A 24,623-nucleotide genomic window follows, 5' to 3' on the forward strand; every position below is an offset into this window, starting at 1 on the left:
TACAATGTAGCTATGGTATTCAAATCATTTTTTGAAAAAATAAAGACGACGCTAGTTCGATTATCACCAGCTCGTCGCATCTTTTTAAGTTTTGCCCTAGTAATCTTCTTGGGTTCTCTCCTTTTAAGCCTACCCTTGGTTCAAGCAGCAACGTCACAAGCGACCTACTTTGACCATCTCTTTACGACTGTGTCCATGGTCTGTGTGACAGGGCTCTTCACCCAGCCGGTGGCCTCTACTTACAATATCTGGGGCCAGTTGATTTGCATGCTGTTGATCCAGATCGGTGGATTGGGGCTTATGACCTTTATTGGAATCTTTTATATCCAAGGGAAACAAAAGCTCAGTCTTCGTAGCCGTGAGACTATTCAAGAAAGTTTTAGTTATGGGGAAACCCAGTCCTTAAGGGACTTCATCCGCTCGATCTTTTTGACGACTTTTCTGGTAGAAGGGCTCGGTGCCTTTCTCCTGAGTTTCCGCTTCATTCCTGAATTTGGATGGGGGCGAGGGATTCTAACCTCTATCTTTTTGGCTATTTCAGCTTTCTGCAATGCTGGATTTGATAATTTTGGAAGTACGAGTTTAGCGGTCTTTCAGACGGACCCTTTGATCAATCTAGTGATTGCAGGATTGATTATAACGGGTGGCCTAGGATTTATGGTCTGGTTTGACCTAGCGATCCAGTTTGGGAAAAAGAAAAAACGCCGCCTGCGTTTCCATACCAAGTTGGTTCTCTTTTTAACGGCGGGAATTTTGCTCTTTGGAACAGTATCGACTCTCTTAATCGAGTGGAACAATCCAGGGACGATTGGGAATCTCAGCGTCCCAGAGAAACTATTGGTTAGTTTCTTCCAGACTGTCAGTATGAGGACAGCAGGCTTTGCCTCTATTGACTACACCCAGGCTCGACCAGTTACCTTACTGATCTACATTTTGCAGATGTTTCTGGGCGGGGCACCTGGAGGGACAGCAGGGGGACTCAAGATTACGACCTTCTTTGTCTTGTTGGTCTTTGCTCGCAGTGAATTATTGGGCTTGCCTCATGCCAATGTAGCTCGGAGGACCATTGAACCTCGAACCGTACAAAAATCTTTCAGTGTCTTTATTATCTTCTTGCTGACTTTCTTACTGGGCTTGATTTTACTAGGGATAACAGCAGAAGGAAATCCGCGCTTTATCTATCTCATGTTTGAGACCATTTCAGCACTTGCTACTGTTGGGGTAACGGCAAATTTAACACCAGAGTTAGGTAAGTTAGCCCTTAGTATCGTTATGTTGCTGATGTTTATTGGCCGTATTGGCCCCTTGACACTACTGGTCAGCTTAGCAGAATATAAGCCAGACAAGAAAGATTTGATTCACTATATGAAAGCAGATATCACTATCGGATAAGAAAGGAAAAACGATGTCAGATCGGACAATTGGAATTTTAGGTTTGGGAATTTTTGGGAGTAGTGTTTTGGCTGCTCTTGCCAAGCATCATATGAATATCATTGCTATTGATGACCACGAGGAGCGCATTAATCAATTTGAACCCGTGCTGGCGCGTGGGGTTGTTGGAGATATCACGGATGAAGAACTCCTTCTATCAGCTGGAATTGACACCTGCGATACCGTGGTTGTCGCAACGGGGGAAAATCTAGAATCCAGTGTTCTTGCAGTCATGCACTGTAAAAGTCTAGGGGTGCCGACCGTCATTGCCAAGGTAAAAAGTCACATGGCCAAAAAGGTACTGGAGAAAATTGGTGCGGACTCGGTCATCTCACCGGAATTTGAAATGGGACGTTCGTTAGCGCAGAGAATTCTCTTTCATAACAGCGTAGATGTCTTTCAGTTGGACAAGAATGTTTCAATTGTCGAGATGAGAATCCCCCAATCTTGGGGGGGGAAAAGCCTTAGCCAGCTAGATTTACGTGGGCGATACAATCTCAATGTACTTGGATTTCGTGACTATGAAAATTCTCCTCTAGATGTTCAATTCGGTCCCGATGACCTTTTACGGTCAGGCGCCTATATCATGGCGGTGATTAATAACCAACATTTGGATACTCTAACAGAGCTTAGTGAGTAGGAGAGGAAGGGTTGTTTTCTTCCTCAATGATTAATGAATCAATATAAGTATTTTATAAGAGGGATTTAAGAAAAATTTTAACTTTTTCTTAATCCTTTTTAATTTTAGGAGATTATACTAGAGCCATCAAATAAAAAGCTCTAAGGAGAATCCTATGAAATTCAATCCAAATCAGAGATATACTCGTTGGTCTATTCGCCGTCTCAGTGTCGGTGTTGCTTCAGTTGTTGTAGCCAGTGGCTTCTTTGTCCTAGTTGGTCAACCAAGTTCTGCGCGTGCTGATGTCGTCAATCCGACTCCTGCCCAAGTCGTGCCAGACGCAACTTCGGTGAGTGAAAAGAGCGACTTACCAGCAGAGGTTCTCAAAAAAGCAGTCGATGTAGCTCTTCCTTCAGAACGGTCTATTCCAACACCTAAAGCAAGTGTGGATACGACAAGCTCTTCAGAAAAAGCGGACGCAACTGCTAAAGAGCCGGTAGTAGCACCAAAAGAAGAAGTGCAAGCACAACCTGACTCTAAGAAACAAACAGAAGATGCAGTTAAACCTGTGGAAAGTCCTGAGTCTACAGTTTCTGGACAAGACCGTGAAGCCAGTGAAGCGCAAGCAGCGACCACCCCAGCTGAAGTGCAAAAAGGTGTGGCCGACAACACCAAAGATACAGTAGATGTCCCAGCTTCTTACTTGGATAGAGCTAATTTCCCAGGTCCATTTACAGCTGGTGTCAACCAAGTCATTCCATACGAAGCTTTTGGTGGAGATGGTATGTTGACTCGCCTCTTGTTAAAAGCCTCAGATAAAGCCCCATGGTCAGACAACGGCTCAGCTAAAAATCCAGCTCTCCCACCAGTAGAGAAATTGGGCAAAGGTCTTTACTTCTACGAAGTAGACTTGGCAGGCACCCAAGGAAAATCAGATAAAGAGTTGCTTGACCTCTTGAAACAAAATGGAACTCAAAGTTATAAGGCAACCATCAAGGTGTACGGTGCGAAAGATGGCAAGCCTGACTTAACTAATCTGGTAGCGACTAAAGATTTGGATGTCAACTTGAATGGCTTGACCAGTCCAGCTGAAGTGCAAAAAGGTGTGGCTGACAATACCAAAGATACAGTAGATGTCCCAGCCACTTATCTAGACAAGGCCAACTTCCCAGGTCCATTTACAGCCGGTGTCAACCAAGTTATTCCATATGAATTCTTCGCTGGTGACGGCATGTTGACTCGCCTTATCTTGAAAGCATCTGATAAGGCTCCATGGTCAGACAATGGAACAGCTAAAAATCCAGCTCTCCCACCAGTAGAGAAATTGGGCAAAGGCCTTTACTTCTACGAAGTAGACTTGGCAGGCACCCAAGGAAAATCAGATAAAGAGCTGCTTGACCTCTTGAAACAAAATGGTACACAAAGCTATAAAGCTACTATTAAGGTGTACGGTGCGAAAGATGGCAAGCCTGACTTAACTAATCTGGTAGCGACTAAAGATTTGACTGTTAATTTGAATGGCTTGACCACTCCAACTGAAGTGCAAAAAGGTGTGGCTGACAACACCAAAGACACAGTAGACGTTCCAGCTAGCTACCTTGACAAAGCCAATTTCCCAGGTCCGTTTACAGCTGGTGTCAACCAAGTCATTCCATACGAAGCTTTTGGTGGAGATGGTATGTTGACTCGCCTGATTTTGAAGGCATCAGACAAAGCCCCATGGTCAGATAACGGTTCGGCTAAAAACCCTGCGCTATTGCCAGTAGAGAAATTGGGAAAAGGCCTCTACTTCTATGAAGTGGATTTAGCAGGTACTCAAGGAAAATCTGATAAAGAGTTGCTTGACCTCTTGAAACAAAATGGTACGCAAAGCTATAAAGCTACCATCAAGGTGTACGGTGCGAAAGATGGCAAGCCTGACTTAACTAATCTGGTAGCGACTAAAGATTTGACTGTTAATTTGAATGGCTTGACCACACCAAATCAGGTTAAAAAGTCTGTTGTTAACAATATCAAAGACATGATTGATGTTCCAGCTAGCTACCTTGATAAGGCTAAGGTTCCTGGACCTTTCTTGGCCGGTGTCAACCAAGTTATTCCATACGAAGCTTTTGGTGGAGATGGTATGTTGACTCGCCTCTTGTTAAAAGCTTCCGACAAAGCCCCATGGTCTGACAATGGAACAGCGAAGAACCCAGCGCTATTGCCACTTGAAGGCTTGGCTAAAGGCCAATATTTCTACGAAGTGGATTTGAATGGCAACACGACAGGCAAAGAAGGACAAGCCCTTCTAGACCAACTTCGTGCCAATGGCACTCACACTTACCAAGCTACTGTCAAAGTGTATGGTTCTAAAGATGGTAAACCTGATTTGACCAATCTTATCGCAACTCGTCAAGTAACGATTCAGCTTCGTGGAAAAGAAATGGCGTCAACACCATCTCAACAAGGTCAGATGAATACGAAGCCTTCTGAAACAGGCTCTACAGGTACGACTGAGGGTATGATGGGTACAAATCACCATATGTCAGATATGAAAGTAGATCAACCAGCTTCTAGCCCAATGGCTAATATGATGAAAAAAGATGATAAAGCGATGTTACCAAATACTGGGGAAGCTAAAACGGCTACAGCTGGCCTTGGTATCTTTGGTCTAGCCTTGGCAGGTCTTGTTGGACTTTTGGGTTTGACAACCAAACGAGAAGATTAAGATTCAAATCATTTAAACATTAGAGAAAATAGTGTTATACTAAAGCAAGTATAACACTGTTTTTATCGAAGGAGTGTCAGATGAAAAAGACAATTTTGCTGGTTGATGATGAGATAGATATTCTAGATATTCAAAATCGCTATCTTTTACAGGCAGGATACGATGTTTTAGTCGCCCATGATGGCAAGGAGGGATTAGAACTTTTCAGAAAAAAATCTATCGACCTCATCATCACAGATATCATGATGCCCAATATGGACGGTTATGATTTTATCAGTGAAGTTCAGTATATCGCTCCGGATCAACCCTTCCTCTTTACAACTGCTAAGACAAGCGAGCAGGATAAGATTTATGGATTAAGTTTGGGGGCAGATGATTTTATAGTCAAACCCTTTAGCCCACGCGAATTGGTTTTAAGAGTAAATAATATCTTGCGTCGCCTTAGCCGTGGAAGAGAGACAGAACAGATCGAGTTTGGTGACTTGGTAATCAACCATGTGACTCATGAGGTTCGCATTGGGGATCAACCTTTGGAATTGACAGTAAAATCCTTTGAACTTCTATGGGTATTAGCCAGCAATCCTGAGAGAGTCTTTTCAAAGACGGAACTTTACGAGAAGGTATGGCAAGAGGACTATGTGGATGATACCAATACACTCAATGTTCATATCCATGCTTTGAGGCAAGAGTTGACTAAGTATACAAATTCAAATGCTCCTGCTATCAAAACTGTCTGGGGTTTGGGCTATAAGATGGAAAAACCAAGAGGTAGAAAATGAAATTAAAAAACTATATTCTAGTGGGGTATCTAGTGTCGACTCTACTAACGATTTTGGTCGTTTTTTGGGCAGTCCAACGAATGTTGATTGAGAAAAGTGAAGTTTACTTTCTAGTTGGAATGACCTTGATTGCTAGTTTCATTGGCGCTGCAGTGAGCATCTTTCTTTTGTCGCCTGTGTTCTCTTCTCTGAAACATTTGAAAAAACAAGCTCAGGATATAGCAAGCAAGGATTTCAGCACAGAAATCGAAACCAAAGGCCCGTTAGAATTTCAAGAGCTGGGCCAGGCTTTTAATGATATGTCCCACAATTTGCAAGCCACCTTTCAATCACTTGATGAGAGCGAGCAAGAAAAGAGAATGATGATTGCGCAGCTCTCTCACGATATTAAAACTCCCATTACCTCCATTCAAGTTACTGTGGAGGGAATTTTAGATGGAGTGATTAAGGAAGAGGAGCGGCTCCACTACTTAGCCACGATTGGTCGGCAAACTGAGCGTCTAAACAAGCTAGTAGAGGAATTGGATGTTTTGACTCTCAATACACAACCTCAAGATGCTGCTACTGAAGAAGTCGAAGAGGTCTTTTTAGATCAGTTGCTGATTGAGTCAATGAGTGAATTTCAACTCCAGATTGAACAAGAGGAGCGGGATGTTTACATTCAAGTATCACCTGAGTCAGCGAAAATCAAGAGCCATTCTGACAAACTTTCTCGCATTCTGGTCAATTTGTTAAACAATGCCTTTAAATATTCAGAACCAGGAACCAGAATCGAAGTTCTTGCCCAATTAACAGAACAAGAGCTGACAATCAGTGTGAAAGACGAGGGCCAGGGGATCCTCCCTGAGAATTTGGAAAAGATCTTTAAACGACTTTATCGTGTAGAAACTTCGCGCAATATGAAGACAGGTGGACATGGCTTAGGTCTTGCGATTGCACGAGAACTAGCCCATCAGCTTGGTGGCGAAATCACAGCAGAAAGTCAATATGGCTTAGGAAGCAAGTTTACATTCAGCCTCAATTTGAAATAAAGCCGTAAAATCCCTTTACAAATCTAGCTTTTCATGGTACAATAGCCTTTGTGTGAAATAGCAGCAGGAAAGCATGAAGCTCGTCAACAGGTGTCTTATGATAAGTAACCTTGGCTGTTTAGGCGAAGGGCATCTGCACGAATCAGGGCTCTCTAAGTGACTATTTCCACCGAAATATTATTTATATAAGGAGGACATACACATGTCACGTTATACAGGACCATCTTGGAAACAAGCTCGTCGCCTTGGCCTTTCACTTACAGGTACAGGTAAAGAATTGGCACGTCGTAACTACGTACCAGGACAACACGGACCAAACAACCGTTCTAAATTGTCAGAATACGGTTTGCAATTGGCTGAAAAACAAAAACTTCGTTTCACTTACGGTGTAGGTGAAAAACAATTCCGTAACTTGTTCGTACAAGCTACAAAAATCAAAGGCGGAATCCTAGGTTTCAACTTCATGCTTCTTTTGGAACGTCGTTTGGATAACGTTGTTTACCGTCTTGGTCTTGCGACTACTCGTCGTCAAGCTCGTCAATTCGTAAACCACGGTCACATCCTTGTTGACGGAAAACGCGTTGATATCCCATCATACCGTGTAACTCCAGGTCAAGTAATCTCAGTTCGTGAAAAATCATTGAAAGTTCCAGCAATCCTTGAAGCAGTAGAAGCTACTCTTGGACGTCCAGCATTCGTATCATTCGACGCTGAAAAATTGGAAGGTTCATTGACTCGCTTGCCAGAACGCGACGAAATCAACCCAGAAATCAACGAAGCACTTGTCGTTGAATTCTACAACAAAATGTTGTAATATTTTATTGAATCAGATAGGTTTTAGAGCCTTGATATTAAGCACTTTGGGGCGCTTTCCTAGAGTGCTTTTTTTGATTTTACTACCCTTTTAGTTACCCATAACTAATTTTAGGTATAGTAAGAGGGTAGCCCCAAAATGGGACACCCTTATTATTTATAGATTGCTGATGGCTGCCTCAAAAATTGAGACGGCTTTTTTGGCGTTCATTTTTGAGAGGTAAAAAGAAGCATGACTCTCCCAAAGCAATAGAGCTTTTAGGCGGGAAAACCACACTTCTTTCTTAACTAAATTATACATTTTATTGATTTTAAAATCAAATAAAGGTGACCCACCGCCTCCACAGCAAGCTGCTTCATGGACGTTAGACCACCTTTACCTTAACTTAATTATAACTCAAAAAAATTTCTAGTACAAGTATAATCCAAGGTTAGCAATTATAAAAATAGAGGTGTCCCACCTCCTACCGCATAATAATCTGTTTCAAGGGGAGATGGAAAACCTCTATTCATTAAATAGATTATAATCGAAAAAACTAATTGACGCAAGTATACTTAAAGCCCACTATTTGATGATAGTCGGTTCCTTTGCACGCTATAGCATACGACATTTTACAAGGAAAATAAAGTAGTAAGCTAGTCTAATGGAGTATCTGTAGTACTTTAGCAAGCAAGGTGTGCTATAATGCTTTTATTAGGAGGAGTGCAATGAAACGGTAAGGGCAGCCTTTTCTTTACCACCTAATTATGTATCAGAGCAGAACGGCAGACTTGCAAGATACTATAACGGTATCCTCTACATCACTGAGGCTTATACAAATATTGTAGTAACTAGGATGAAACGTAAAAAAAACTGAGAGGATTTAAACCATTATGAAATACAGCCAACAAGTATTAGACATGCTAAAGCAAGCTGTCAATGGTCAGATTGATAATTTTTGGGATTTCTCCTTCAAGTTTAACGCCCTTTTCGGAGAAGATGAAGATTTTGCCGAAGCTTGGGACAATGAAAACCCTGAAATGTTTGACGCTCTCAATGACTTTGAGCTGATGATGTTCTTAGAGGAACATGATCCAAGTGATAAGCAAGGATTTATAAATTTCCTAAAGCCATACTATGAACAGGTAAAACAGTTAGTAAAACATAGCGCTTAGAACAATCTAGGCGCTTTCACCTGTCAAAACACTATGGGAAAGGATTTTTATATGGCGATATTAGATGATTTACAAGCGTTATACGACAACGGCTGGGATGCCTCTTTTGATTATAATGGTAAAGCTTGTGGGATTTTTATTAATTCTGCTCAAGATATTGTTGTGGTTATTGGAGATAAAGAATACCAGGTATCATCATTAAATGAACTGATTTTTAAAAATTGGCGATAATACTTTAATAAATATTATGGATGGAATTGAAGTGCAGTATTATTAAAATAAAAAGCACCTTTGATGAATGAACCGCATCCCAAAGATTAGATTTTATCTGTTAAACTTTTAAAACGCAGTTTAATACGCTACAATGCTCTTAAATAAAGGAAGAACTATTATATAATACGGTCTATACTCCTTATAGAGAAGACAAAATTCTTGAAACAGAGTTAAAATTTCAGCATGGTATCATTAAAGCTGGACAGGATTACATAAAATTTTTATATGACACACATAAAAGTAGAAATGAAACTTGGAACAAACTAAGGGAAGAGAGTGAAATGTGATATAATTATGTGGTGTAGAAAATAATTAAAAATCAAAATGGAAAGAACTAATGACAACGAAACAGAGTAAAGAAGTAAAGATTCAACGTGAAGTTGAAAAATGGCTAACATCTTATGGCATGGAGTTCGTGACACAAAATGAAAGTGTCAATCCTGAGATTGACAAAGCCTTGTTAAAAGCTCCCTCAAAAACAGGTGGTGAGGGAGCGAATCTGGTTGATGTTAAACTATTATTGACAGATAGCAAATTAGACTATTACCCTATTATGATTGAATTGAAATGTGGAAGTAATAAACTGGAAAAGCTAGATAAAGAAGGCCATGTCGCAAATACGAGAACAAGCGGTAAAGAAAAAGGGGAACCAAATTATACTAATATCAACGGCTATGCGGTGAATGGAGCAGTTCACTATGCCAACGCTATTCTTCAATATTCTAGTTATACAGATGTCATTGCCATTGGGATTACGGGTGATGAAGACGAGGCAGGCAACCTTGAAACTCGTTTTGGAGTTTACTATGTTTCTAAGTCTAACTATGGTATTGGTCAAAAAGTTAGCGAGTATTCAGATTTATCTTTCTTAAAACCTGAAAATTTTGATGAGTTTACAGAAAAGGTCAAAGAGCTACAACTGTCAGAAGATGAATTACGTTTGATTCATCAAAAGCGTGAAGATAGAATTGAAGACGCTTTAACAAAGATAAACGAAAGCCTTTTTAATAAGCAAAAGAATATAAGTTCCTTAGCACGTATCCACTTAGTGGCCGCCAGTATCATGGCAAATTTAGGGGTTGCAGGTGAAGTTAAACCCTTAGAACCAGCAGACTTGAAATCTTCTAGAGAAGAAGATGACACAGACGGAGATATTTTAATTCGTAAAATCAAGGCATTTCTGAAAGAAAAGAATCTACCACGAGACAAACAAAAACAAATCTTGCGTCATTTAGAGCCTACAATTCTTGAACCTAGCTTTTCAGATCCAAGAAACGGGGTATCACTTCTTAAAGAAATCTTTACAGAAGTGATTGATGACTTAGGTTATTTTTACAAAATCGGAGTGGATACAGACTTTACAGGAAAGCTCTTTAATGTCATGTTTAGATGGTTGAGTTTTGCAGGTGATGACCAGAATGATGTAGTTTTAACTCCTCGATACGTGGCGCTTCTTATGGCGAAATTAGCACGAGTAAACAAGGATTCCTATGTCTGGGACTTTGCGACTGGGTCAGGTGGTCTTTTAGTGGCTGCTATGAATCTGATGTTAGATGACGCTAAAAAGGAAATCGCAAGCCCTGATGAACTCAGAGAAAAGGAAGAAAAAATTAAGGCGGAACAAATTCTCGGAATTGAAATTCTTCCAGAAATATACATGTTAGCTGTTCTGAATATGATTTTGATGGGGGATGGTTCAAGTAATATCCTACAAGATGATAGTTTGAGAAAATTTGATGGAAAATATGGTTATGGTAAAGACAATGAGCATTTCCCAGCAGATGTTTTCCTCTTGAATCCTCCTTACTCTGAAACAGGAAATGGGATGAACTTTGTCAAGCGTGCTTTGTCTATGATGAAAGGTGGTTATGCTTCTATTATTATCCAAGACTCAGCAGGTGCAGGAAAAGCCAAGGAAATAAATCAGAAGATTTTAGAACAGAATACGCTTTTAGCGTCAATCAAAATGCCGATGGATATTTTTATTGGTAAATCTAGCGTACAAACTTCCATCTATGTTTTTAAGGTAGGAGAAAAGCATGAAGTCAAACAGCGAGTGAAGTTTATTGATTTACGCAATGATGGTTATAAGCGTTCAAATCGTAAGAAATCAAAAGCTAGCACTAACTTACAAGATATCGATAATGCAATAGGACGTTATGAAGAGGTGGTTAATCTCGTTAAATTTGGTAAAGATGAGTTAAACATTTTTACAGAAAAAGAGTATATTGAAGATGCTATTGCTCTCTCTGGTGAAAAGCATGGTGAAGACTGGAATTTTGACCAGCATATAAAAATTAGTTCAATTCCAAGTATCAGAGATTTTAAAAAGACAGTAGCTAATTATCTATCATGGGAAGTTAGTCAATTATTGAAAAATAAAAAGGAAGACTCATCAAAAAAAGTTTAAGCCCTCGTCTTCAACAAGTAGAACAACAGTTCTATGAACAAGGAGGCGAGTGGCAAGCCTTTAGATTAAATAGGCTTTTTCGAGATATAAAGAGAGGAGATATCCAGAATCAAGGATTGCTTGTTGAAGATTCTAAAGGAATCTCATTTATTGCACAAAATGATTCTGGCAATGGTTTTGTAACAAGAGTACTTAATGATAAGCAATACAGAGAGTTTAATGGAAATTCAATTATTGTAGGAAGACAAACAGGTATTGTATATTTTCAACCAGAAAAATTTGTTACTACAGATGGTGTACTGGTATTAGAGCCTTCTGAGTTTGATTTGAATCAACTTTCAGGACTGTTTTTTACCGCTATACTTCAGAATCATTTGAATCATTTTGGATACACGAATACTGTTTCAGCACAAAAATTAAATGAAATTGAAGTGATCTTGCCTACTATAAAATCAAAAATAGCATTTAATTTTATGGAAAAATATATAAAAGCGCTCGAGGCGGAACGCATCGAGACGCTCGAGGCGTATCTATTAGTAAGTGGTTTTAAAGATTACCAACTAACCCAAGATGAAGAAGACGCCTTAGAGGTATTTGAAAATCAACAATGGCAAGAGTTTCGCATGGGTGATTTATTTGATAGAGTTAAAACTAAGAAATTACCTTATAAAGCAAAAGAATTGCCAAAAGAGCCACAAGGGGACTTCAGCTTGCCAGCCCTGACCTCTAGTTTTATGAATCAAGGGTTGAACTACTATGTTCCGAAAGAAGGGGCAACAGTTTTACAAAACGTTATCTCTATCCCATCTAACAGTGATGTTTATAGAGCTTACTTTCAATCACAAGAATTTACCGTCTTATCTGACGCTTATGCCATTGATTGGATTGGTTCGGATAAGCAACTAAGACCGAATGACTATCTCTTTATGGTTCCAAGTATCAATAAGGTTACAGATCTACCAATTTACTCTTATAAAAACAAATTAGGTGGTTGGAACGTAGTTAAGGATAAACTGATAAAATTACCAGTTAATGAACAAGGTGAAATTAATTTTGATTATATGGCAACCTTGGTGCAGGCGATTAAAAAATTAGCTATTAAAGATGTCGTCTTGTACGCTGATAAACAAATTGAAGCAACAAAAGAAGTTGTAGCAAAATAAATTTTCGTGTGAAATAAAAAGAGGTACAAATGGTCAAATCTAAGCAAGTAAGATTCTACTTTCATCAAGTTGTAAACAACGGACAAACAATTGATTTATCTGAAATTTTTGATGAAGTTTCTAGATTTTATAGAGAAAACCCAAATGAGAGGTATACTTTTGAGATTGCTGGAGTTAAGTACAAATTAGAGAGATTAAATCGGCCTAACGATTCAGAACCTTATTATCATCTAGTTATAGAAGAGCTAAGAGATTTCAATTTTCCAAGCAAAACAAAACTATTTGGAGAATCTCAAGAATTGGGATTAGCTGATGATGAGTTTCTAGGGGAAAAGATGTCAGCATTATATGATTATGAAAATGCGGTGTTTATGCTTCAAGTAAATAGAAATTCAATCAGCCCCAATAAGTTTGAATCTTTTTTGAGTTCTTTGCTGGAAAAATTGGAGTATTCTGGTTGTGATATAAGACTACCGATTATAATACAAGCAGATGCAGAAAATATTGCAAGGAGTTTCACAGGATATAAACATGTAGCCATCAAAATGAGAGAAAAAACTGAACCTAGCGATAATTTCGATTTAATATCAATTATAAAAAATGCTATATCTTCAAGTAAAGATTCAAACTTGTTTGATGTTGAAATTTCATTGACTGCCAAAAAAGATACAGGTGGTACAGGAGAGTATTTACCAGACAGTATTGTTAATGAAATTATGTCTATTAATAGAGATGGAGTCAAAAAATTAAATGTTAAAGGACGGAATCTTGAGGATAAAACTGAAACAGTTGATTTAATTTCAAATAAATTGATGGAAGTAATTCATTTTCAGTATGATGAAAATAGAACGTTAAATCCAGCTTCAGTATTTTCTGAAATGTCAGTTAGATATACAGAAGTAAAGAATAAGGTTTTAAGGAATAAATGAAAGCTATAAGACAGAATAGATTTTGGATTCTCTATGTGATATTTGCAATATTAATTGTTCTGGCAAGTATTCCGATTTCCAATTACTTTGAAAATTTGAAGAATAAAAATGATTTTGTTGGAGATGTACTTAATTTTTCGTCAATAATGACAGGCTTTTTAGGAGCAATGTTAGGTATACTTGCTTCAATTTCAAAATCTACAGCAATTATGAAAACAATATTTGAGACAAAAAGAGCAAAGATACAATTAATACTTTCAATTATAGTTCCATTTGCTGTTGGAATTGTAAATATCATTGTCTGTGCTTTTTATAGATTGTTCTTATCAAATTGTCTAGATGTAAAGATTTTGAGTATTTTATTTTGGTTATCAACGTTATTTTTCTTAGTTTCGAGCGTTTTAATGGTTGTTCTAATTTTTATTTTTTACTTTTTTGAAAATGATGAAATTGACAATACAATGATGAAACCACAGAAATAAAAACGCAGGCTAAAACCAGCCTGCGTTTTAGATTCCACAAATACTAAAAAAGACTATGCTATTTCTAGTATTTTTAGGAATGAGAATACAATAAAAAGAAGCTTCATCATGAGATGAGGCTCCTTTTGCTTTTAATTGTCCGAATCAGTTTCTTATTTCATAAAAGGTAGTGAAAAAGGTAGTGATTCGAATGATTTATATTGCAATGTACTGAAATTAACAAAAAGAAAAAACGCTTGAAATAAGCGTTTTTCTTATGTATTGATTCGTATTGAATGCTTACTTCACTTCTGTAAACACAACGTGTTTGCGAAGTTTTGGTGAGTATTTCTTCAATTGAAGACGGTCTGGAGTGTTACGTTTGTTTTTAGAAGTAAGGTACAAGCGTTCACCAGATTCTTTGTGTTCAAGTGTAATATTTACGCGCATGGTATCTCCCTTCTATTATTCAGCTGATGCAGCTTTAGCGATTTTACGTCCTTTGTAGTATCCTTTAAGTGATACGCGGTGAGAACGTGAGTAATCTCCAGTAGTTTCGTCAAAGTTTACAGATGGAGCTGTTACTTTGTAGTGTGTACGACGTTTGTTTTTCTTCGCTTTTGAAGTGCGACGTGCAGGTACTGCCATTTTGATTTCTCCTTTAGGTATTTATATTCGATTCAATCAACTGATTTTCATCAACCATACTAGGATAACACATTTTTTTTGTAAAGTAAAGTTACTTGACAAAAAAAGATGAAAAAATTAGAAGCTAGTAATCGAAATTTTCTGAAAATTCAAGAATTTTATTCTGTTCTTCATGCGGAAATTGTGCTATAATAGTAAAAACTGAAATGGGAGGGATAAGATGACTGAATTAGATAAACGTCACCGCAGTAGCATTTATGACAGCATGGTGAAATCACCAAACCGTGCCATGCTTCGTGCGACTGGTATGACAGATAAGGACTTTGAAACACCGATTGTGGGAGTAATTTCGACTTGGGCAGAAAATACTCCTTGTAATATCCACCTGCATGATTTCGGGAAATTGGCCAAAGAAGGTGTCAAATCGGCAGGTGCTTGGCCTGTTCAGTTTGGAACTATTACCGTAGCGGACGGGATTGCCATGGGAACGCCGGGTATGCGTTTCTCCCTAACATCTCGTGATATCATCGCGGACTCAATCGAAGCGGCTATGGGTGGTCACAACGTGGATGCCTTTGTCGCTATCGGTGGCTGTGACAAGAACATGCCTGGTTCTATGATTGCCATTGCCAACATGGATATCCCAGCTATTTTTGCCTATGGTGGAACCATTGCACCTGGAAACCTTGATGGCAAAGACATTGACTTGGTTTCTGTCTTTGAGGGTATCGGAAAATGGAACCACGGTGATATGACAGCTGAGGACGTGAAACGTCTTGAATGTAATGCTTGCCCTGGCCCTGGTGGCTGTGGTGGTATGTATACAGCTAATACCATGGCGACTGCTATCGAAGTTCTAGGGATGAGTTTGCCAGGGTCTTCCTCTCACCCAGCTGAATCTGCTGATAAGAAAGAAGATATCGAAGCAGCAGGACGTGCTGTTGTTAAGATGCTGGAGCTCGGTCTCAAACCATCAGATATCTTGACTCGTGAAGCCTTTGAAGATGCCATCACTGTAACTATGGCTCTCGGTGGTTCTACAAATGCCACTCTTCACTTGCTTGCCATTGCCCATGCGGCTAATGTTGACTTGTCACTTGAGGACTTCAATACGATCCAAGAACGCGTGCCTCACTTGGCCGACTTGAAACCTTCTGGTCAGTATGTCTTCCAAGACCTCTACGAAGTCGGTGGTGTACCTGCGGTTATGAAGTACCTCTTGGCAAATGGTTTCCTTCATGGAGACCGCATCACATGTACTGGTAAGACCGTTGCTGAAAACTTGGCCGACTTTGCAGACCTCACACCAGGTCAAAAAGTCATTATGCCACTGGAAAATCCAAAGCGTGCAGATGGTCCGCTTATCATCTTGAACGGGAACCTTGCCCCTGATGGAGCGGTTGCCAAGGTATCAGGTGTTAAAGTGCGCCGTCACGTTGGACCAGCTAAGGTCTTTGACTCAGAAGAAGACGCTATTCAGGCCGTTCTGACAGACGAAATCGTTGATGGCGATGTTGTCGTTGTTCGTTTCGTGGGACCTAAGGGTGGTCCTGGTATGCCTGAGATGCTGTCACTTTCATCCATGATCGTTGGTAAAGGTCAAGGAGACAAGGTTGCCCTCTTGACGGATGGCCGTTTCTCAGGTGGTACTTATGGTCTGGTTGTTGGACATATCGCCCCTGAAGCTCAGGATGGTGGACCGATTGCTTACCTTCGTACAGGTGATATCGTTACGGTTGACCAAGATACCAAAGAAATTTCTATGGCCGTATCCGAAGAAGAACTTGAAAAACGCAAGGCAGAAACAACCTTGCCACCACTTTACAGCCGTGGTGTCCTCGGTAAATATGCCCATATCGTATCATCTGCTTCACGCGGGGCCGTGACAGACTTCTGGAATATGGACAAGTCAGGTAAAAAATAAACTCAAAAAGCAAGCCAATCTCGGCTTGCTTTTTTTAATCTTCAAAAGTGATTTGCCTACTTATACTCAATAAAAATCAAAGAGCAAACTAGAAAGCTAGGCGCAGGTTGCTCAAAGCACAGCTTTGAGGTTGGAGATAAAGCTGACGTGGTTTGAATTTGATTTTTGAAGAGTATTAACGAGGTGGCAGTCCAAGGGCAATACGGCCGTAGCGACTGATTCGTGTGATCTTCCAGGCAGGCGACCAAGTGACTTCAACCTTGACATCTTCGATACCCTCGATTTGTTTTAGACCTGCGACGATTTCGATAGGCAGGCTTTCGGCGCAATCACATGCAGTATCGGTGAAGGTCATGACAATCTTACAGAGACCTGTTTCATCCAGATTGATTTCATAAATCAAGCCCAGATTGTAAACATCTAATTCCACATCTGTATCAAAAACCTTCTCTAGTTTTTCAATAATTTGGTCTTGCAAGGCTAAAGCGCGGTCATTGATTTTGATATCGTCTCTCATAACAGTCCCTCCACCTGATAAATATCCTCTATTTTCTCATAATTCTGACAATTTGGCAAGTTTTTGATGAATTTTCTGAAAAGACTCTCTTGCGATTTTCTACTCTCACTGTTTTAATCCCTCTATTTGTGGTAAAATAAGACTATTAAGTTAAAAGAGGATACCCTATGAAATTACAAAAACCAAAAGGAACTCAGGATATTTTACCTGCTGAGTCTGCCAAGTGGCAGTACGTTGAGGGCTTTGCCCGCGAAATTTTCAAGCGCTATAACTACGCAGAAGTGCGCACGCCTATTTTTGAGCATTACGAGGTTATCAGTCGCTCTGTCGGAGATACAACGGATATCGTAACCAAGGAAATGTATGATTTTTATGACAAGGGTGACCGCCATATTACCCTCCGTCCAGAAGGAACTGCGCCCGTTGTCCGTTCTTATGTGGAAAATAAACTTTTCGCCCCAGAAGTGCAAAAGCCAAGTAAGTTCTATTACATGGGCCCAATGTTCCGCTATGAGCGTCCGCAAGCAGGGCGTTTGCGCCAGTTTCACCAGATTGGTGTCGAGTGCTTTGGCTCAAGCAATCCAGCTACCGATGTGGAAACCATCGCTATGGCAGCTCATTTCTTGAAAGAAATCGGCATCCAAGGTGTCAAACTACACCTTAACACTCTGGGAAATCCTGAGAGCCGTGCAGCCTATCGTCAAGCCTTGATCGACTATTTGACACCGCTCAAGGAGACCTTGTCTAAGGACAGCCAACGTCGTTTGGAGGAAAATCCTCTTCGTGTCTTGGACTCTAAGGAAAAAGAAGACAAGGTGGCAGTGGAGAATGCTCCGTCTATCTTGGACTTCCTTGATGAAGAAAGCCAGGCTCACTTTGATGCCGTGCGTCAGATGTTGAAAACTCTCGGAGTAGACTATATCATCGATACCAATATGGTGCGTGGTCTGGACTACTACAACCACACCATTTTCGAGTTTATCACTGAGATTGAGGGTAATGACTTGACAGTCTGTGCGGGTGGTCGCTACGATGGCTTGGTTGCCTACTTTGGTGGCCCTGAGACTTCTGGATTTGGTTTTGGACTTGGTGTAGAGCGCCTGCTTCTCATCCTTGAAAAGCAAGGTGTGGCACTGCCGATTGAAAATGCCCTTGATGTTTATATTGCTGTCTTGGGTCAAGGGGCAAATGTCAAGGCTTTGGAGTTGGTACAAGCCCTTCGCCAACAAGGTTTTAAAGCAGAGCGTGATTACCTCAACCGTAAACTCAAAGCTCAGTTCAAGTCAGCCGATGTCTTTGCTGCTAAGACCCTCATCACTCTCGGAGAGAGCGAAGTTGAAAGCGGACAAGTGACAGTTAAGAACAACCAAACTCGAGAAGAAGTTCAAGTGTCACTTGATGCTATCAATCAAAATTTCTCAGAAATCTTTGAAAAATTAGGCTTTTAATAGTATTTAAAACTGGTCAGGATCTTATTCCTGACCTTTTTCTTTTGCAAAATGACAAAAATCATAAACTTTTTTGACAAATATACTTGTCAAAAAGGAAAAGATGTGTTACAATATAAGCAAGTTAAGAGAAAAGGAGAAAGGAATGCTTAAAAATCGTCTAAAAGAGCTTCGAGCTCGCGATGGTCTCAATCAAACCGAACTGGCCAAGCTAGCAGGTGTTTCCAGACAGACCATTAGCCTACTAGAACGGGATGAGTACACCCCATCCATCGTCATTGCCCTGAAGATTGCTCAGATATTCCATGAGCCAGTCGAGTCGGTATTTCGTATAGAGGAGGATGAGGAATGAATAAGTATAAAGTGATTTATTATCTATCTATAGTTGTGTTTATCGTTAATTTTTTGGCTATGATCGGAAGCCTATTTGGTTGGTTTACAATTGTTGAAAGCAAATATCTCTTCTGGATTAACATAGTTTTACTATTAGTCTTTAGATGGGTAGAGAGAAAAATAAAATTCAAAAAGGTTGAAAAAGGAGAAAAATCATGAGAGAGTTTTTAGCAGGTTTTCAAGTCGATACTGAGCACAAAGAACTTGCGGGTGTTTGTGCAGGTTTAGCAAATTATTTTAACATTCAAGCCAATATCGTTCGTTTGGTGACAGTCTTGTTATTTCTCTCTTCGACAGAGATTGGGATTATAACAGTAACTCTCTATGCCTATCTAGCAGGTTGGCTTGGCAATGAACCCTTGGGAGATGGAGCAAAAAAAGCTAGAAATCAAGCTATTCTCTTACTTTCTGTTTGTTTGATTTTGGTGTCACTTGGAACAGAAGGCTTAACAGCTATTTATGAATCAGGGAAAGCATTTGGTCAGTGGTTAGTTGGATTGGTTTAGATTAGAAAGAGTATGAATATGAAAAAGAAACGTGGATTGTTATTTTTAATGGCTGTTATCTTGGGAGGCTTCTTGGGCATGTTTGCAGGGATGTTTAAGGCCTATACCGAAAACTATGGAAGCATTTTAGATGTCAAAACCGTGATTCCATGGATATCATCTATTTGTTTACTGTTAGGTTTCATTAGTATGTTTTTGACTTTCGATTTCTTAAAGAAAAGCAGAAAATTTCACTCCTTGTATTAAGAGGAAATGGATGATGATCTGAATGAAACCTATTATGTACAAATGTATCGTAATCTCGAGTTTGGAACTATTGCTTTTAATAGTGCAGGCGTAGCGATTTTTTTGGCTCTTTTCATCTCAGGTAGTGAAGTAATTGTACTAAATATCAGCTATATAACCTTATCTCTTTCTTTTTTGGCATTAGTGATGATTTTCAGTGCTCAAAAATATCTCTATAAGACCATTGCGATCGTTCGTCAGTTTGATTTGGAATTCTTCTCTACACCAAAGGATGTCTTGGACTACGTAAACTCCTATGATGAAGGGGAGCGTCAGGCTAATTTGGAACAAAGTTTTCGAATTTTATTCCAATTAAATCAGTATGTCTTACCAGGTCTCTATTTTTTGATTGCTATCTTTTCTTTATTGACAGGAGAGATTCAGTTACTAGCCTTCTTGCTTGTAGGAGCGATCCATATTTATATCAATGTGATGCAATTACCTATGATAAAACATTATTTCAAATAGGAGCCTTTTATGAAATTATTTAAAAATCTTGGCTGGTTTCTTCTAGCTGTTCTATCCTTTTTCTTTGGCTATGGAATGGTTCAGAGTATGGCTTTATCAGCGCTTGACCTAGGGGCTTCGATCTTTGGAGTCTTGCCACTTTATATCGTCCTGTCAGGAGCCTATGTTTATGGAGTTTACAGATGGTATCAGACAGAAAAGGTTAGCATCCAGACGACGGTTTTTAATCGTTATATTTGGTTGCCAACTCTGGTTTTGCTAGTGGCGATTACAGCCCAGTTCTTTTTGCCAGATGATCCGTCGGCTAATCAACAAATCGTATCTCAACTGACAGTCGCACAGCCTGTATTTGGTTTCTTTATGGTAGTGGTCTTTGCTCCTCTGACGGAAGAACTTATCTTTAGAGGGATGCTGGCGCGCTATCTCTTTCCTAAGCAAAATAACAGCAAACAGACAGCTCTGTTTCTCCTCGTATCGAGTGTGCTCTTTGCCTTGATTCATTTTCCAGGGACTTTGCAACAGTTTTTAGTTTATGCTAGTCTGGGATTGAGTTTGGGTCTGGCTTATGTGAGCCGAAAAGGTCTTCTTTACAGCATTTCTTTACACGCTTTGAATAATTTAATCGGCTTTTTGATGATACTCATGCTATAATAGAGTCAGGAGGTCACATGAAACGAGTAATTTTATTAGCAGTGATACAGGCGGTCGTTCTCTTCTTTATCATCGGGGCACTTGCCTATGCCTTTAAAGGCGATTTCTTTTACAACTATCTAGCAGTTGTCTTTGCGCCTATTGCAGGTGTCTTGCGTTTTGCTTCGGCTTATGCGACGGAGATTGTTCTACCTAAAAAGGCAGCTGAGATTGCTGAAAAGCGTAAAAAAGGTTAAGAATCATAATCAGAGAATCCGATAATGTTTTCATCGGATTTTTTGTCTGTTCGTTTTGATTTCTAAAGACAATCAAACTTTTCTGATGATTTTCATGAAGAGCTTGCGCTTTTATGGTAAAATAGTAACAGAATAAAAGAGGAGAGAAACAATGAAACGTAGTATGTATGCTGGTCGTGTTCGTGAGGAACATATCGGACAAGAAATTACCTTGAAAGGATGGGTTGGCCGTCGTCGTGACTTGGGTGGTTTGATCTTTATCGACCTTCGTGACCGTGAAGGGATCATGCAGTTGGTTATCAACCCTGAAAAAGTTTCTGCAGAGGTTATGGCAACAGCTGAAAGTCTTCGTAGCGAATTTGTTATCGAGGTGACTGGACAAGTCGCTGCGCGTGAGCAAGCCAATGATAAATTGCCGACTGGTGCGGTTGAGTTGAACGTGACAGCTTTGACAGTGTTGAATACAGCCAAAACAACACCTTTTGAGATTAAAGATGGTATTGAGGCCAATGACGATACGCGTTTGCGTTACCGTTACCTTGACCTTCGTCGTCCAGAGATGTTGGAAAATCTCAAGCTTCGTGCCAAGGTGACTCATTCTATCCGTAACTACTTGGATGAGTTGGAGTTTATTGATGTGGAGACGCCATTCCTTTCTAAGTCAACACCAGAAGGGGCGCGTGACTATTTGGTGCCATCTCGTGTCAACAAAGGACATTTCTATGCTCTTCCTCAAAGTCCACAGATTACCAAACAGCTCTTGATGAATGCTGGATTTGACCGTTACTACCAAATCGTCAAATGTTTCCGTGACGAGGACTTGCGTGGAGACCGTCAGCCTGAGTTTACCCAGGTCGACTTGGAAACGTCATTCCTTAGTGAGCAAGAAATCCAAGATATCACAGAAGGCTTGATTGCGCGCGTGATGAAAGAAACAAAAGGCATCGAAGTAACGCTTCCATTTCCTCGTATGAAGTACGATGATGCGATGGCTCTTTACGGTTCTGACAAGCCAGATACGCGTTTTGACATGTTGCTTCAGGACTTGACAGAAGTTGTCAAGGGTGTTGATTTTAAAGTCTTCTCAGAAGCACCTGCTGTTAAAGCCATTGTAGTCAAAGGAGCTGCGGACAACTACTCACGTAAAGACATCGACAAGATGACCGAAGTAGCCAAACAGTACGGTGCCAAAGGTCTTGCTTGGGTCAAGGTAGTTGATGGAGAATTAAATGGACCGGTTGCCAAGTTCTTAACTGGTATCCAAGGAGAATTGACTGTAGCACTTGGTCTTGAAGATAAGGATTTGGTTCTATTTGTGGCGGATACGCTTGAAGTGACCAATGCAACACTAGGCGCCCTTCGTGGACGTATTGCCAAAGAGCTTGGCTTGATTGATAACGACAAATTTAACTTCCTCTGGGTAGTTGACTGGCCAATGTTTGAATGGTCTGAAGAAGAAGGTCGTTACATGAGTGCCCACCATCCGTTTACCCTTCCACAGGAAGAGACAGCTCACGAATTAGAAGGTGATTTGGCTAAAGTTCGTGCCATTGCTTACGATATCGTCTTGAACGGTTACGAACTTGGTGGTGGAAGCCTTCGTATTAACCAAAAAGACCTTCAAGAACGCATGTTCAAGGCTCTTGGTTTCTCAGCTGAGGAAGCAAATGACCAGTTTGGTTTCCTTTTAGAAGCCATGGACTATGGTTTCCCACCACACGGTGGTTTGGCGATCGGGCTTGACCGTTTTGTCATGCTCTTAGCAGGAGAAGAAAATATCCGTGAAGTCATTGCCTTTCCTAAGAACAACAAGGCAACTGACCCAATGACACAAGCTCCATCAACAGTCGCTCTCAAACAACTAGAGGAACTCAGCTTACAAGTAGAAGAAGATGAAACAAGCAAAACAAATTAAGCGGTGGCGTTATTATCTACGCCGCTTTGCTTATCAGATAAAAATTTTACGAGTTTTACAAAGTATCTCTCGGGAAAAATATGATGAGAAAGTCTCGGCTTCTCTGGTCTATGGCTTTTTGTCAGCAGTAGCGGTCAATTTCTTTTTTCAACCAGGGCACGTTTACTCTAGTGGTGCGACAGGTCTGGCACAGATTATCTCTGCCTTGAGCAATCACTGGTTCGGTTTTTACATTCCGATATCGCTAACCTTTTATGCTATCAATTTTCCATTGATGATTTTAGCTTGGTATCAGATTGGGCATAAGTTTACAATCTTTACCTTTATCACGGTATCCATGAGCTCCCTCTTTATCCAGCTTGTGCCAGTTGTGACCTTGACAGAGGATCCCATCATCAATGCCCTTTTTGGGGGCGTTGTCATGGGCTTGGGGATTGGTTTTGCGCTCCGTAACAATATTTCTAGCGGAGGTACAGATATCGTCAGTCTGACCATTCGAAAGAAAACGGGTAAGAATGTCGGCAGTATTTCTTTCTTGGTAAATGGAACCATCATGCTGATAGCAGGTCTGACCTTTGGTTGGAAATACGCCCTCTACTCTATGATCACCATCTTTGTATCCAGTCGTGTGACAGACGCGGTCTTTACAAAGCAAAAACGCATGCAGGCCATGATTGTGACCAATAATCCTGACAAGGTAATCGCAAGAATCCATAAAAAATTGCACCGCGGAGCAACCATGATCCACGATGCAGAAGGAACCTATAATCATGAGAGAAAAGCAGTCTTGATTACGGTTATCACGCGAGCAGAGTTTAATGATTTTAAACACATCATGAAACAGGTCGATCCGACAGCCTTTGTCTCTGTATCCGAAAATGTCCACATCCTAGGACGATTCGTAGAAACAGACAATTAGACATGAAAAACCAGCTCTGTGTACTGACCCCAAAAAGTTAGACAAATAATTTAAGTGAAGGATTTAGTTCTGTATTGCACAGGACTAAGTCCTTTTAGTTTGACCTTAATTCGTTTGTTGTTGTAGTAATCAATATAGTCCACAATAGCTTGTTCCAATTGCTTAAGCGACTGAAACGTCTTCTCATAACCATAAAACATTTCCGATTTCAAAATGCCAAAGAAAGATTCCATCATACTGTTGTCTGGGCTGTTACCTTTACGTGACATAGATGTTTGGATTCCCTTACTCTCTAAAAACCTGTGATAAGAATCGTGTTGGTATTGCCAACCTTGGTCACTATGGAGACTCGTATTCTCATAATATTTCTCTGTAAAGGCCTGCTCCAGCATAGCTTTCACTTGTTCTAAGTTTGGTGAAGTTGAAAGATTATAAGCAATAATTTCACTGTTAAAGCCATCTAAAACAGGCGATAAGTAGAGTTTCTGAGTGCTATTTGGAATGGCAAACTCTGTCACATCCGTATAGCACTTTTCCATTGGCCTTGATGCTTCAAACTGACGTTGAATGAGATTCTCTGCTTTCTTGCCAATCTCTCCTTGGTAGGAAGAATACTTTCGTTTCCGACGAATTCGAGCACTTAGACCAAGGACCTTCATCAGACGTTGAACTTTCTTATGATTCACTACAAAACCGCGATTTCTTAGTTCAAGAGTAACTCTACGATAGCCATAATTTCCTTTATGGTCATTATAAATGGCCTGAATTTCTGTTTTAAGCTCTTTATCTTTGTCAAGCCCATCTAGTTGCTTCAACTGATAATAGTAAGTCGAGCGAGCTAAACGGGCTGTTTCAAGAAGTAAATCTAGTCGAAATCCTCCTGAAGCCATTTCTCTAACTGTCTCTGTTTTTCTCGCTCTAAGGCTTCGTCCCTTTCCT

Annotated in this window: 25 protein-coding genes and 1 pseudogene; 22 read left to right on the plus strand and 4 right to left on the minus strand. The window is 40.1% G+C overall.

Annotation, left to right across the window (positions count from 1 at the left end):
• The first annotated feature begins 12 nt into the window (after positions 1-12).
• The 12 genes from HMPREF1125_RS05695 (at position 13) to HMPREF1125_RS05750 (ending at position 13,795) form a co-directional block, all read left to right on the plus strand.
• Positions 13-1,392 carry a TrkH family potassium uptake protein gene (locus HMPREF1125_RS05695; protein WP_000231440.1) on the plus strand — a complete coding sequence of 460 codons (1,380 nt, stop codon included), beginning with the start codon at positions 13-15 and terminating at the stop codon, positions 1,390-1,392.
• A 13-nt stretch (positions 1,393-1,405) separates the two neighbouring features.
• Positions 1,406-2,071 carry a potassium channel family protein gene (locus tag HMPREF1125_RS05700; RefSeq protein WP_001283891.1) on the plus strand — a complete coding sequence of 222 codons (666 nt, stop codon included), beginning with the start codon at positions 1,406-1,408 and terminating at the stop codon, positions 2,069-2,071.
• Positions 2,072-2,225: 154 nt separating this feature from the next.
• Positions 2,226-4,760, plus strand: coding sequence for an SSURE domain-containing protein (locus HMPREF1125_RS05705; RefSeq protein WP_000671345.1), 2,535 nt, complete (start codon positions 2,226-2,228; stop codon positions 4,758-4,760).
• 80 nt (positions 4,761-4,840) lie between these two features.
• Complete coding sequence (locus tag HMPREF1125_RS05710) at positions 4,841-5,539, plus strand: response regulator transcription factor (protein ID WP_000751231.1); 699 nt, start codon at positions 4,841-4,843, stop codon at positions 5,537-5,539.
• On the plus strand, positions 5,536-6,570 hold the full coding sequence (locus HMPREF1125_RS05715; protein WP_000769386.1) for a sensor histidine kinase: 1,035 nt from the start codon (positions 5,536-5,538) through the stop codon (positions 6,568-6,570). The genes HMPREF1125_RS05710 and HMPREF1125_RS05715 overlap by 4 nt, the downstream gene beginning before the upstream one ends.
• Before the next feature lie 202 nt (positions 6,571-6,772).
• Complete coding sequence (gene rpsD, locus HMPREF1125_RS05720) at positions 6,773-7,384, plus strand: 30S ribosomal protein S4 (RefSeq protein WP_000092756.1); 612 nt, start codon at positions 6,773-6,775, stop codon at positions 7,382-7,384.
• A gap of 872 nt (positions 7,385-8,256) precedes the next feature.
• Complete coding sequence (locus tag HMPREF1125_RS05725) at positions 8,257-8,538, plus strand: hypothetical protein (protein ID WP_000877754.1); 282 nt, start codon at positions 8,257-8,259, stop codon at positions 8,536-8,538.
• A 51-nt stretch (positions 8,539-8,589) separates the two neighbouring features.
• Positions 8,590-8,769 (plus strand): hypothetical protein, encoded by a 180-nt coding sequence (locus tag HMPREF1125_RS05730; protein ID WP_002882974.1) that lies wholly within the window; start codon positions 8,590-8,592, stop codon positions 8,767-8,769.
• A 379-nt stretch (positions 8,770-9,148) separates the two neighbouring features.
• Entirely contained in the window at positions 9,149-11,221 is a 2,073-nt protein-coding gene (locus HMPREF1125_RS05735) for an HsdM family class I SAM-dependent methyltransferase (RefSeq protein ID WP_000208746.1), read from the plus strand.
• 101 nt (positions 11,222-11,322) lie between these two features.
• Entirely contained in the window at positions 11,323-12,384 is a 1,062-nt protein-coding gene (locus tag HMPREF1125_RS05740; protein ID WP_230454488.1) for a restriction endonuclease subunit S, read from the plus strand.
• A gap of 29 nt (positions 12,385-12,413) precedes the next feature.
• Positions 12,414-13,313 (plus strand): DUF6731 family protein, encoded by a 900-nt coding sequence (locus HMPREF1125_RS05745; RefSeq protein WP_000240934.1) that lies wholly within the window; start codon positions 12,414-12,416, stop codon positions 13,311-13,313.
• Positions 13,310-13,795 carry a hypothetical protein gene (locus HMPREF1125_RS05750; RefSeq protein WP_000644450.1) on the plus strand — a complete coding sequence of 162 codons (486 nt, stop codon included), beginning with the start codon at positions 13,310-13,312 and terminating at the stop codon, positions 13,793-13,795. The genes HMPREF1125_RS05745 and HMPREF1125_RS05750 overlap by 4 nt, the downstream gene beginning before the upstream one ends.
• Before the next feature lie 279 nt (positions 13,796-14,074).
• Here HMPREF1125_RS05750 and rpmG read toward each other — a convergent pair whose 3' ends face one another.
• Complete coding sequence (gene rpmG, locus HMPREF1125_RS05755) at positions 14,075-14,224, minus strand: 50S ribosomal protein L33 (RefSeq protein ID WP_001265622.1); 150 nt, start codon at positions 14,222-14,224, stop codon at positions 14,075-14,077.
• 15 nt (positions 14,225-14,239) lie between these two features.
• The gene (gene rpmF, locus HMPREF1125_RS05760; protein ID WP_000290417.1) at positions 14,240-14,422 is read right to left on the minus strand and encodes a 50S ribosomal protein L32; all 183 of its coding nucleotides are present in this window, start codon (positions 14,420-14,422) and stop codon (positions 14,240-14,242) included.
• Between the two features lie 220 nt (positions 14,423-14,642).
• Between rpmF and ilvD the strand changes: the two genes are divergently transcribed.
• The gene (gene ilvD, locus HMPREF1125_RS05765) at positions 14,643-16,346 is read left to right on the plus strand and encodes a dihydroxy-acid dehydratase (RefSeq protein ID WP_000137343.1); all 1,704 of its coding nucleotides are present in this window, start codon (positions 14,643-14,645) and stop codon (positions 16,344-16,346) included.
• Positions 16,347-16,521: 175 nt separating this feature from the next.
• On the opposite strand, the gene HMPREF1125_RS05770 is transcribed toward ilvD, so the two are convergent.
• Positions 16,522-16,863 (minus strand): metal-sulfur cluster assembly factor, encoded by a 342-nt coding sequence (locus tag HMPREF1125_RS05770; RefSeq protein WP_001204052.1) that lies wholly within the window; start codon positions 16,861-16,863, stop codon positions 16,522-16,524.
• A 167-nt stretch (positions 16,864-17,030) separates the two neighbouring features.
• Here HMPREF1125_RS05770 and hisS point away from each other — a divergent pair, with 167 nt between their 5' ends.
• The 9 genes and pseudogenes from hisS to HMPREF1125_RS05815 all read left to right on the plus strand — a co-directional run bounded on the left by hisS (position 17,031) and on the right by HMPREF1125_RS05815 (position 23,684).
• The gene (gene hisS, locus HMPREF1125_RS05775) at positions 17,031-18,311 is read left to right on the plus strand and encodes a histidine--tRNA ligase (protein ID WP_000775872.1); all 1,281 of its coding nucleotides are present in this window, start codon (positions 17,031-17,033) and stop codon (positions 18,309-18,311) included.
• 145 nt (positions 18,312-18,456) lie between these two features.
• Positions 18,457-18,663 (plus strand): helix-turn-helix transcriptional regulator, encoded by a 207-nt coding sequence (locus HMPREF1125_RS05780; RefSeq protein WP_000916943.1) that lies wholly within the window; start codon positions 18,457-18,459, stop codon positions 18,661-18,663.
• A complete protein-coding gene (locus tag HMPREF1125_RS05785; RefSeq protein WP_001046115.1) occupies positions 18,660-18,863 on the plus strand; it encodes a hypothetical protein in 204 nt (67 codons plus the stop codon). The genes HMPREF1125_RS05780 and HMPREF1125_RS05785 overlap by 4 nt, the downstream gene beginning before the upstream one ends.
• Positions 18,860-19,210, plus strand: a complete 351-nt coding sequence (locus HMPREF1125_RS05790) for a PspC domain-containing protein (RefSeq protein WP_001206593.1) — start codon at positions 18,860-18,862, stop codon at positions 19,208-19,210. The genes HMPREF1125_RS05785 and HMPREF1125_RS05790 overlap by 4 nt, the downstream gene beginning before the upstream one ends.
• An 18-nt stretch (positions 19,211-19,228) precedes the next feature.
• Positions 19,229-19,963: pseudogene (locus tag HMPREF1125_RS05795) on the plus strand (DUF3169 family protein).
• A 9-nt stretch (positions 19,964-19,972) separates the two neighbouring features.
• Positions 19,973-20,614: a CPBP family intramembrane glutamic endopeptidase gene (locus HMPREF1125_RS05800; RefSeq protein WP_000765246.1), complete on the plus strand. Its 642-nt coding sequence runs from the start codon at positions 19,973-19,975 to the stop codon at positions 20,612-20,614.
• A gap of 17 nt (positions 20,615-20,631) precedes the next feature.
• Positions 20,632-20,850, plus strand: coding sequence for a hypothetical protein (locus tag HMPREF1125_RS05805; RefSeq protein WP_000832176.1), 219 nt, complete (start codon positions 20,632-20,634; stop codon positions 20,848-20,850).
• 151 nt (positions 20,851-21,001) lie between these two features.
• On the plus strand, positions 21,002-22,765 hold the full coding sequence (gene aspS / locus HMPREF1125_RS05810; RefSeq protein ID WP_000830897.1) for an aspartate--tRNA ligase: 1,764 nt from the start codon (positions 21,002-21,004) through the stop codon (positions 22,763-22,765).
• Positions 22,743-23,684: a YitT family protein gene (locus HMPREF1125_RS05815; protein ID WP_000806272.1), complete on the plus strand. Its 942-nt coding sequence runs from the start codon at positions 22,743-22,745 to the stop codon at positions 23,682-23,684. The genes aspS and HMPREF1125_RS05815 overlap by 23 nt, the downstream gene beginning before the upstream one ends.
• 50 nt (positions 23,685-23,734) lie before the next feature.
• On the opposite strand, the gene HMPREF1125_RS05820 is transcribed toward HMPREF1125_RS05815, so the two are convergent.
• A partial coding sequence (locus HMPREF1125_RS05820; protein WP_000452540.1) for an IS3 family transposase occupies positions 23,735-24,623 on the minus strand: 889 nt, incomplete at its 5' end.

It is taken from the genome of Streptococcus oralis SK304, assembly GCF_000287715.1.
In the GTDB taxonomy this organism is placed as follows: domain Bacteria; phylum Bacillota; class Bacilli; order Lactobacillales; family Streptococcaceae; genus Streptococcus; species Streptococcus oralis_Y.

Bases quoted from the DNA above. Each gene is read 5' to 3' on its own strand.
- HMPREF1125_RS05695 (WP_000231440.1), top strand. From the start codon at position 13: ATGGTATTCAAATCATTTTTTGAAAAAATAAAGACGACGCTAGTTCGA.
- HMPREF1125_RS05700 (WP_001283891.1), top strand. From the start codon at position 1,406: ATGTCAGATCGGACAATTGGAATTTTAGGTTTGGGAATTTTTGGGAGT.
- HMPREF1125_RS05705 (WP_000671345.1), top strand. From the start codon at position 2,226: ATGAAATTCAATCCAAATCAGAGATATACTCGTTGGTCTATTCGCCGT.
- HMPREF1125_RS05710 (WP_000751231.1), top strand. From the start codon at position 4,841: ATGAAAAAGACAATTTTGCTGGTTGATGATGAGATAGATATTCTAGAT.
- HMPREF1125_RS05715 (WP_000769386.1), top strand. From the start codon at position 5,536: ATGAAATTAAAAAACTATATTCTAGTGGGGTATCTAGTGTCGACTCTA.
- rpsD (WP_000092756.1), top strand. From the start codon at position 6,773: ATGTCACGTTATACAGGACCATCTTGGAAACAAGCTCGTCGCCTTGGC.
- HMPREF1125_RS05725 (WP_000877754.1), top strand. From the start codon at position 8,257: ATGAAATACAGCCAACAAGTATTAGACATGCTAAAGCAAGCTGTCAAT.
- HMPREF1125_RS05730 (WP_002882974.1), top strand. From the start codon at position 8,590: ATGGCGATATTAGATGATTTACAAGCGTTATACGACAACGGCTGGGAT.
- HMPREF1125_RS05735 (WP_000208746.1), top strand. From the start codon at position 9,149: ATGACAACGAAACAGAGTAAAGAAGTAAAGATTCAACGTGAAGTTGAA.
- HMPREF1125_RS05745 (WP_000240934.1), top strand. From the start codon at position 12,414: ATGGTCAAATCTAAGCAAGTAAGATTCTACTTTCATCAAGTTGTAAAC.
- HMPREF1125_RS05750 (WP_000644450.1), top strand. From the start codon at position 13,310: ATGAAAGCTATAAGACAGAATAGATTTTGGATTCTCTATGTGATATTT.
- rpmG (WP_001265622.1), bottom strand. From the start codon at position 14,224: ATGCGCGTAAATATTACACTTGAACACAAAGAATCTGGTGAACGCTTG.
- rpmF (WP_000290417.1), bottom strand. From the start codon at position 14,422: ATGGCAGTACCTGCACGTCGCACTTCAAAAGCGAAGAAAAACAAACGT.
- ilvD (WP_000137343.1), top strand. From the start codon at position 14,643: ATGACTGAATTAGATAAACGTCACCGCAGTAGCATTTATGACAGCATG.
- HMPREF1125_RS05770 (WP_001204052.1), bottom strand. From the start codon at position 16,863: ATGAGAGACGATATCAAAATCAATGACCGCGCTTTAGCCTTGCAAGAC.
- hisS (WP_000775872.1), top strand. From the start codon at position 17,031: ATGAAATTACAAAAACCAAAAGGAACTCAGGATATTTTACCTGCTGAG.
- HMPREF1125_RS05780 (WP_000916943.1), top strand. From the start codon at position 18,457: ATGCTTAAAAATCGTCTAAAAGAGCTTCGAGCTCGCGATGGTCTCAAT.
- HMPREF1125_RS05785 (WP_001046115.1), top strand. From the start codon at position 18,660: ATGAATAAGTATAAAGTGATTTATTATCTATCTATAGTTGTGTTTATC.
- HMPREF1125_RS05790 (WP_001206593.1), top strand. From the start codon at position 18,860: ATGAGAGAGTTTTTAGCAGGTTTTCAAGTCGATACTGAGCACAAAGAA.
- HMPREF1125_RS05800 (WP_000765246.1), top strand. From the start codon at position 19,973: ATGAAATTATTTAAAAATCTTGGCTGGTTTCTTCTAGCTGTTCTATCC.
- HMPREF1125_RS05805 (WP_000832176.1), top strand. From the start codon at position 20,632: ATGAAACGAGTAATTTTATTAGCAGTGATACAGGCGGTCGTTCTCTTC.
- aspS (WP_000830897.1), top strand. From the start codon at position 21,002: ATGAAACGTAGTATGTATGCTGGTCGTGTTCGTGAGGAACATATCGGA.
- HMPREF1125_RS05815 (WP_000806272.1), top strand. From the start codon at position 22,743: ATGAAACAAGCAAAACAAATTAAGCGGTGGCGTTATTATCTACGCCGC.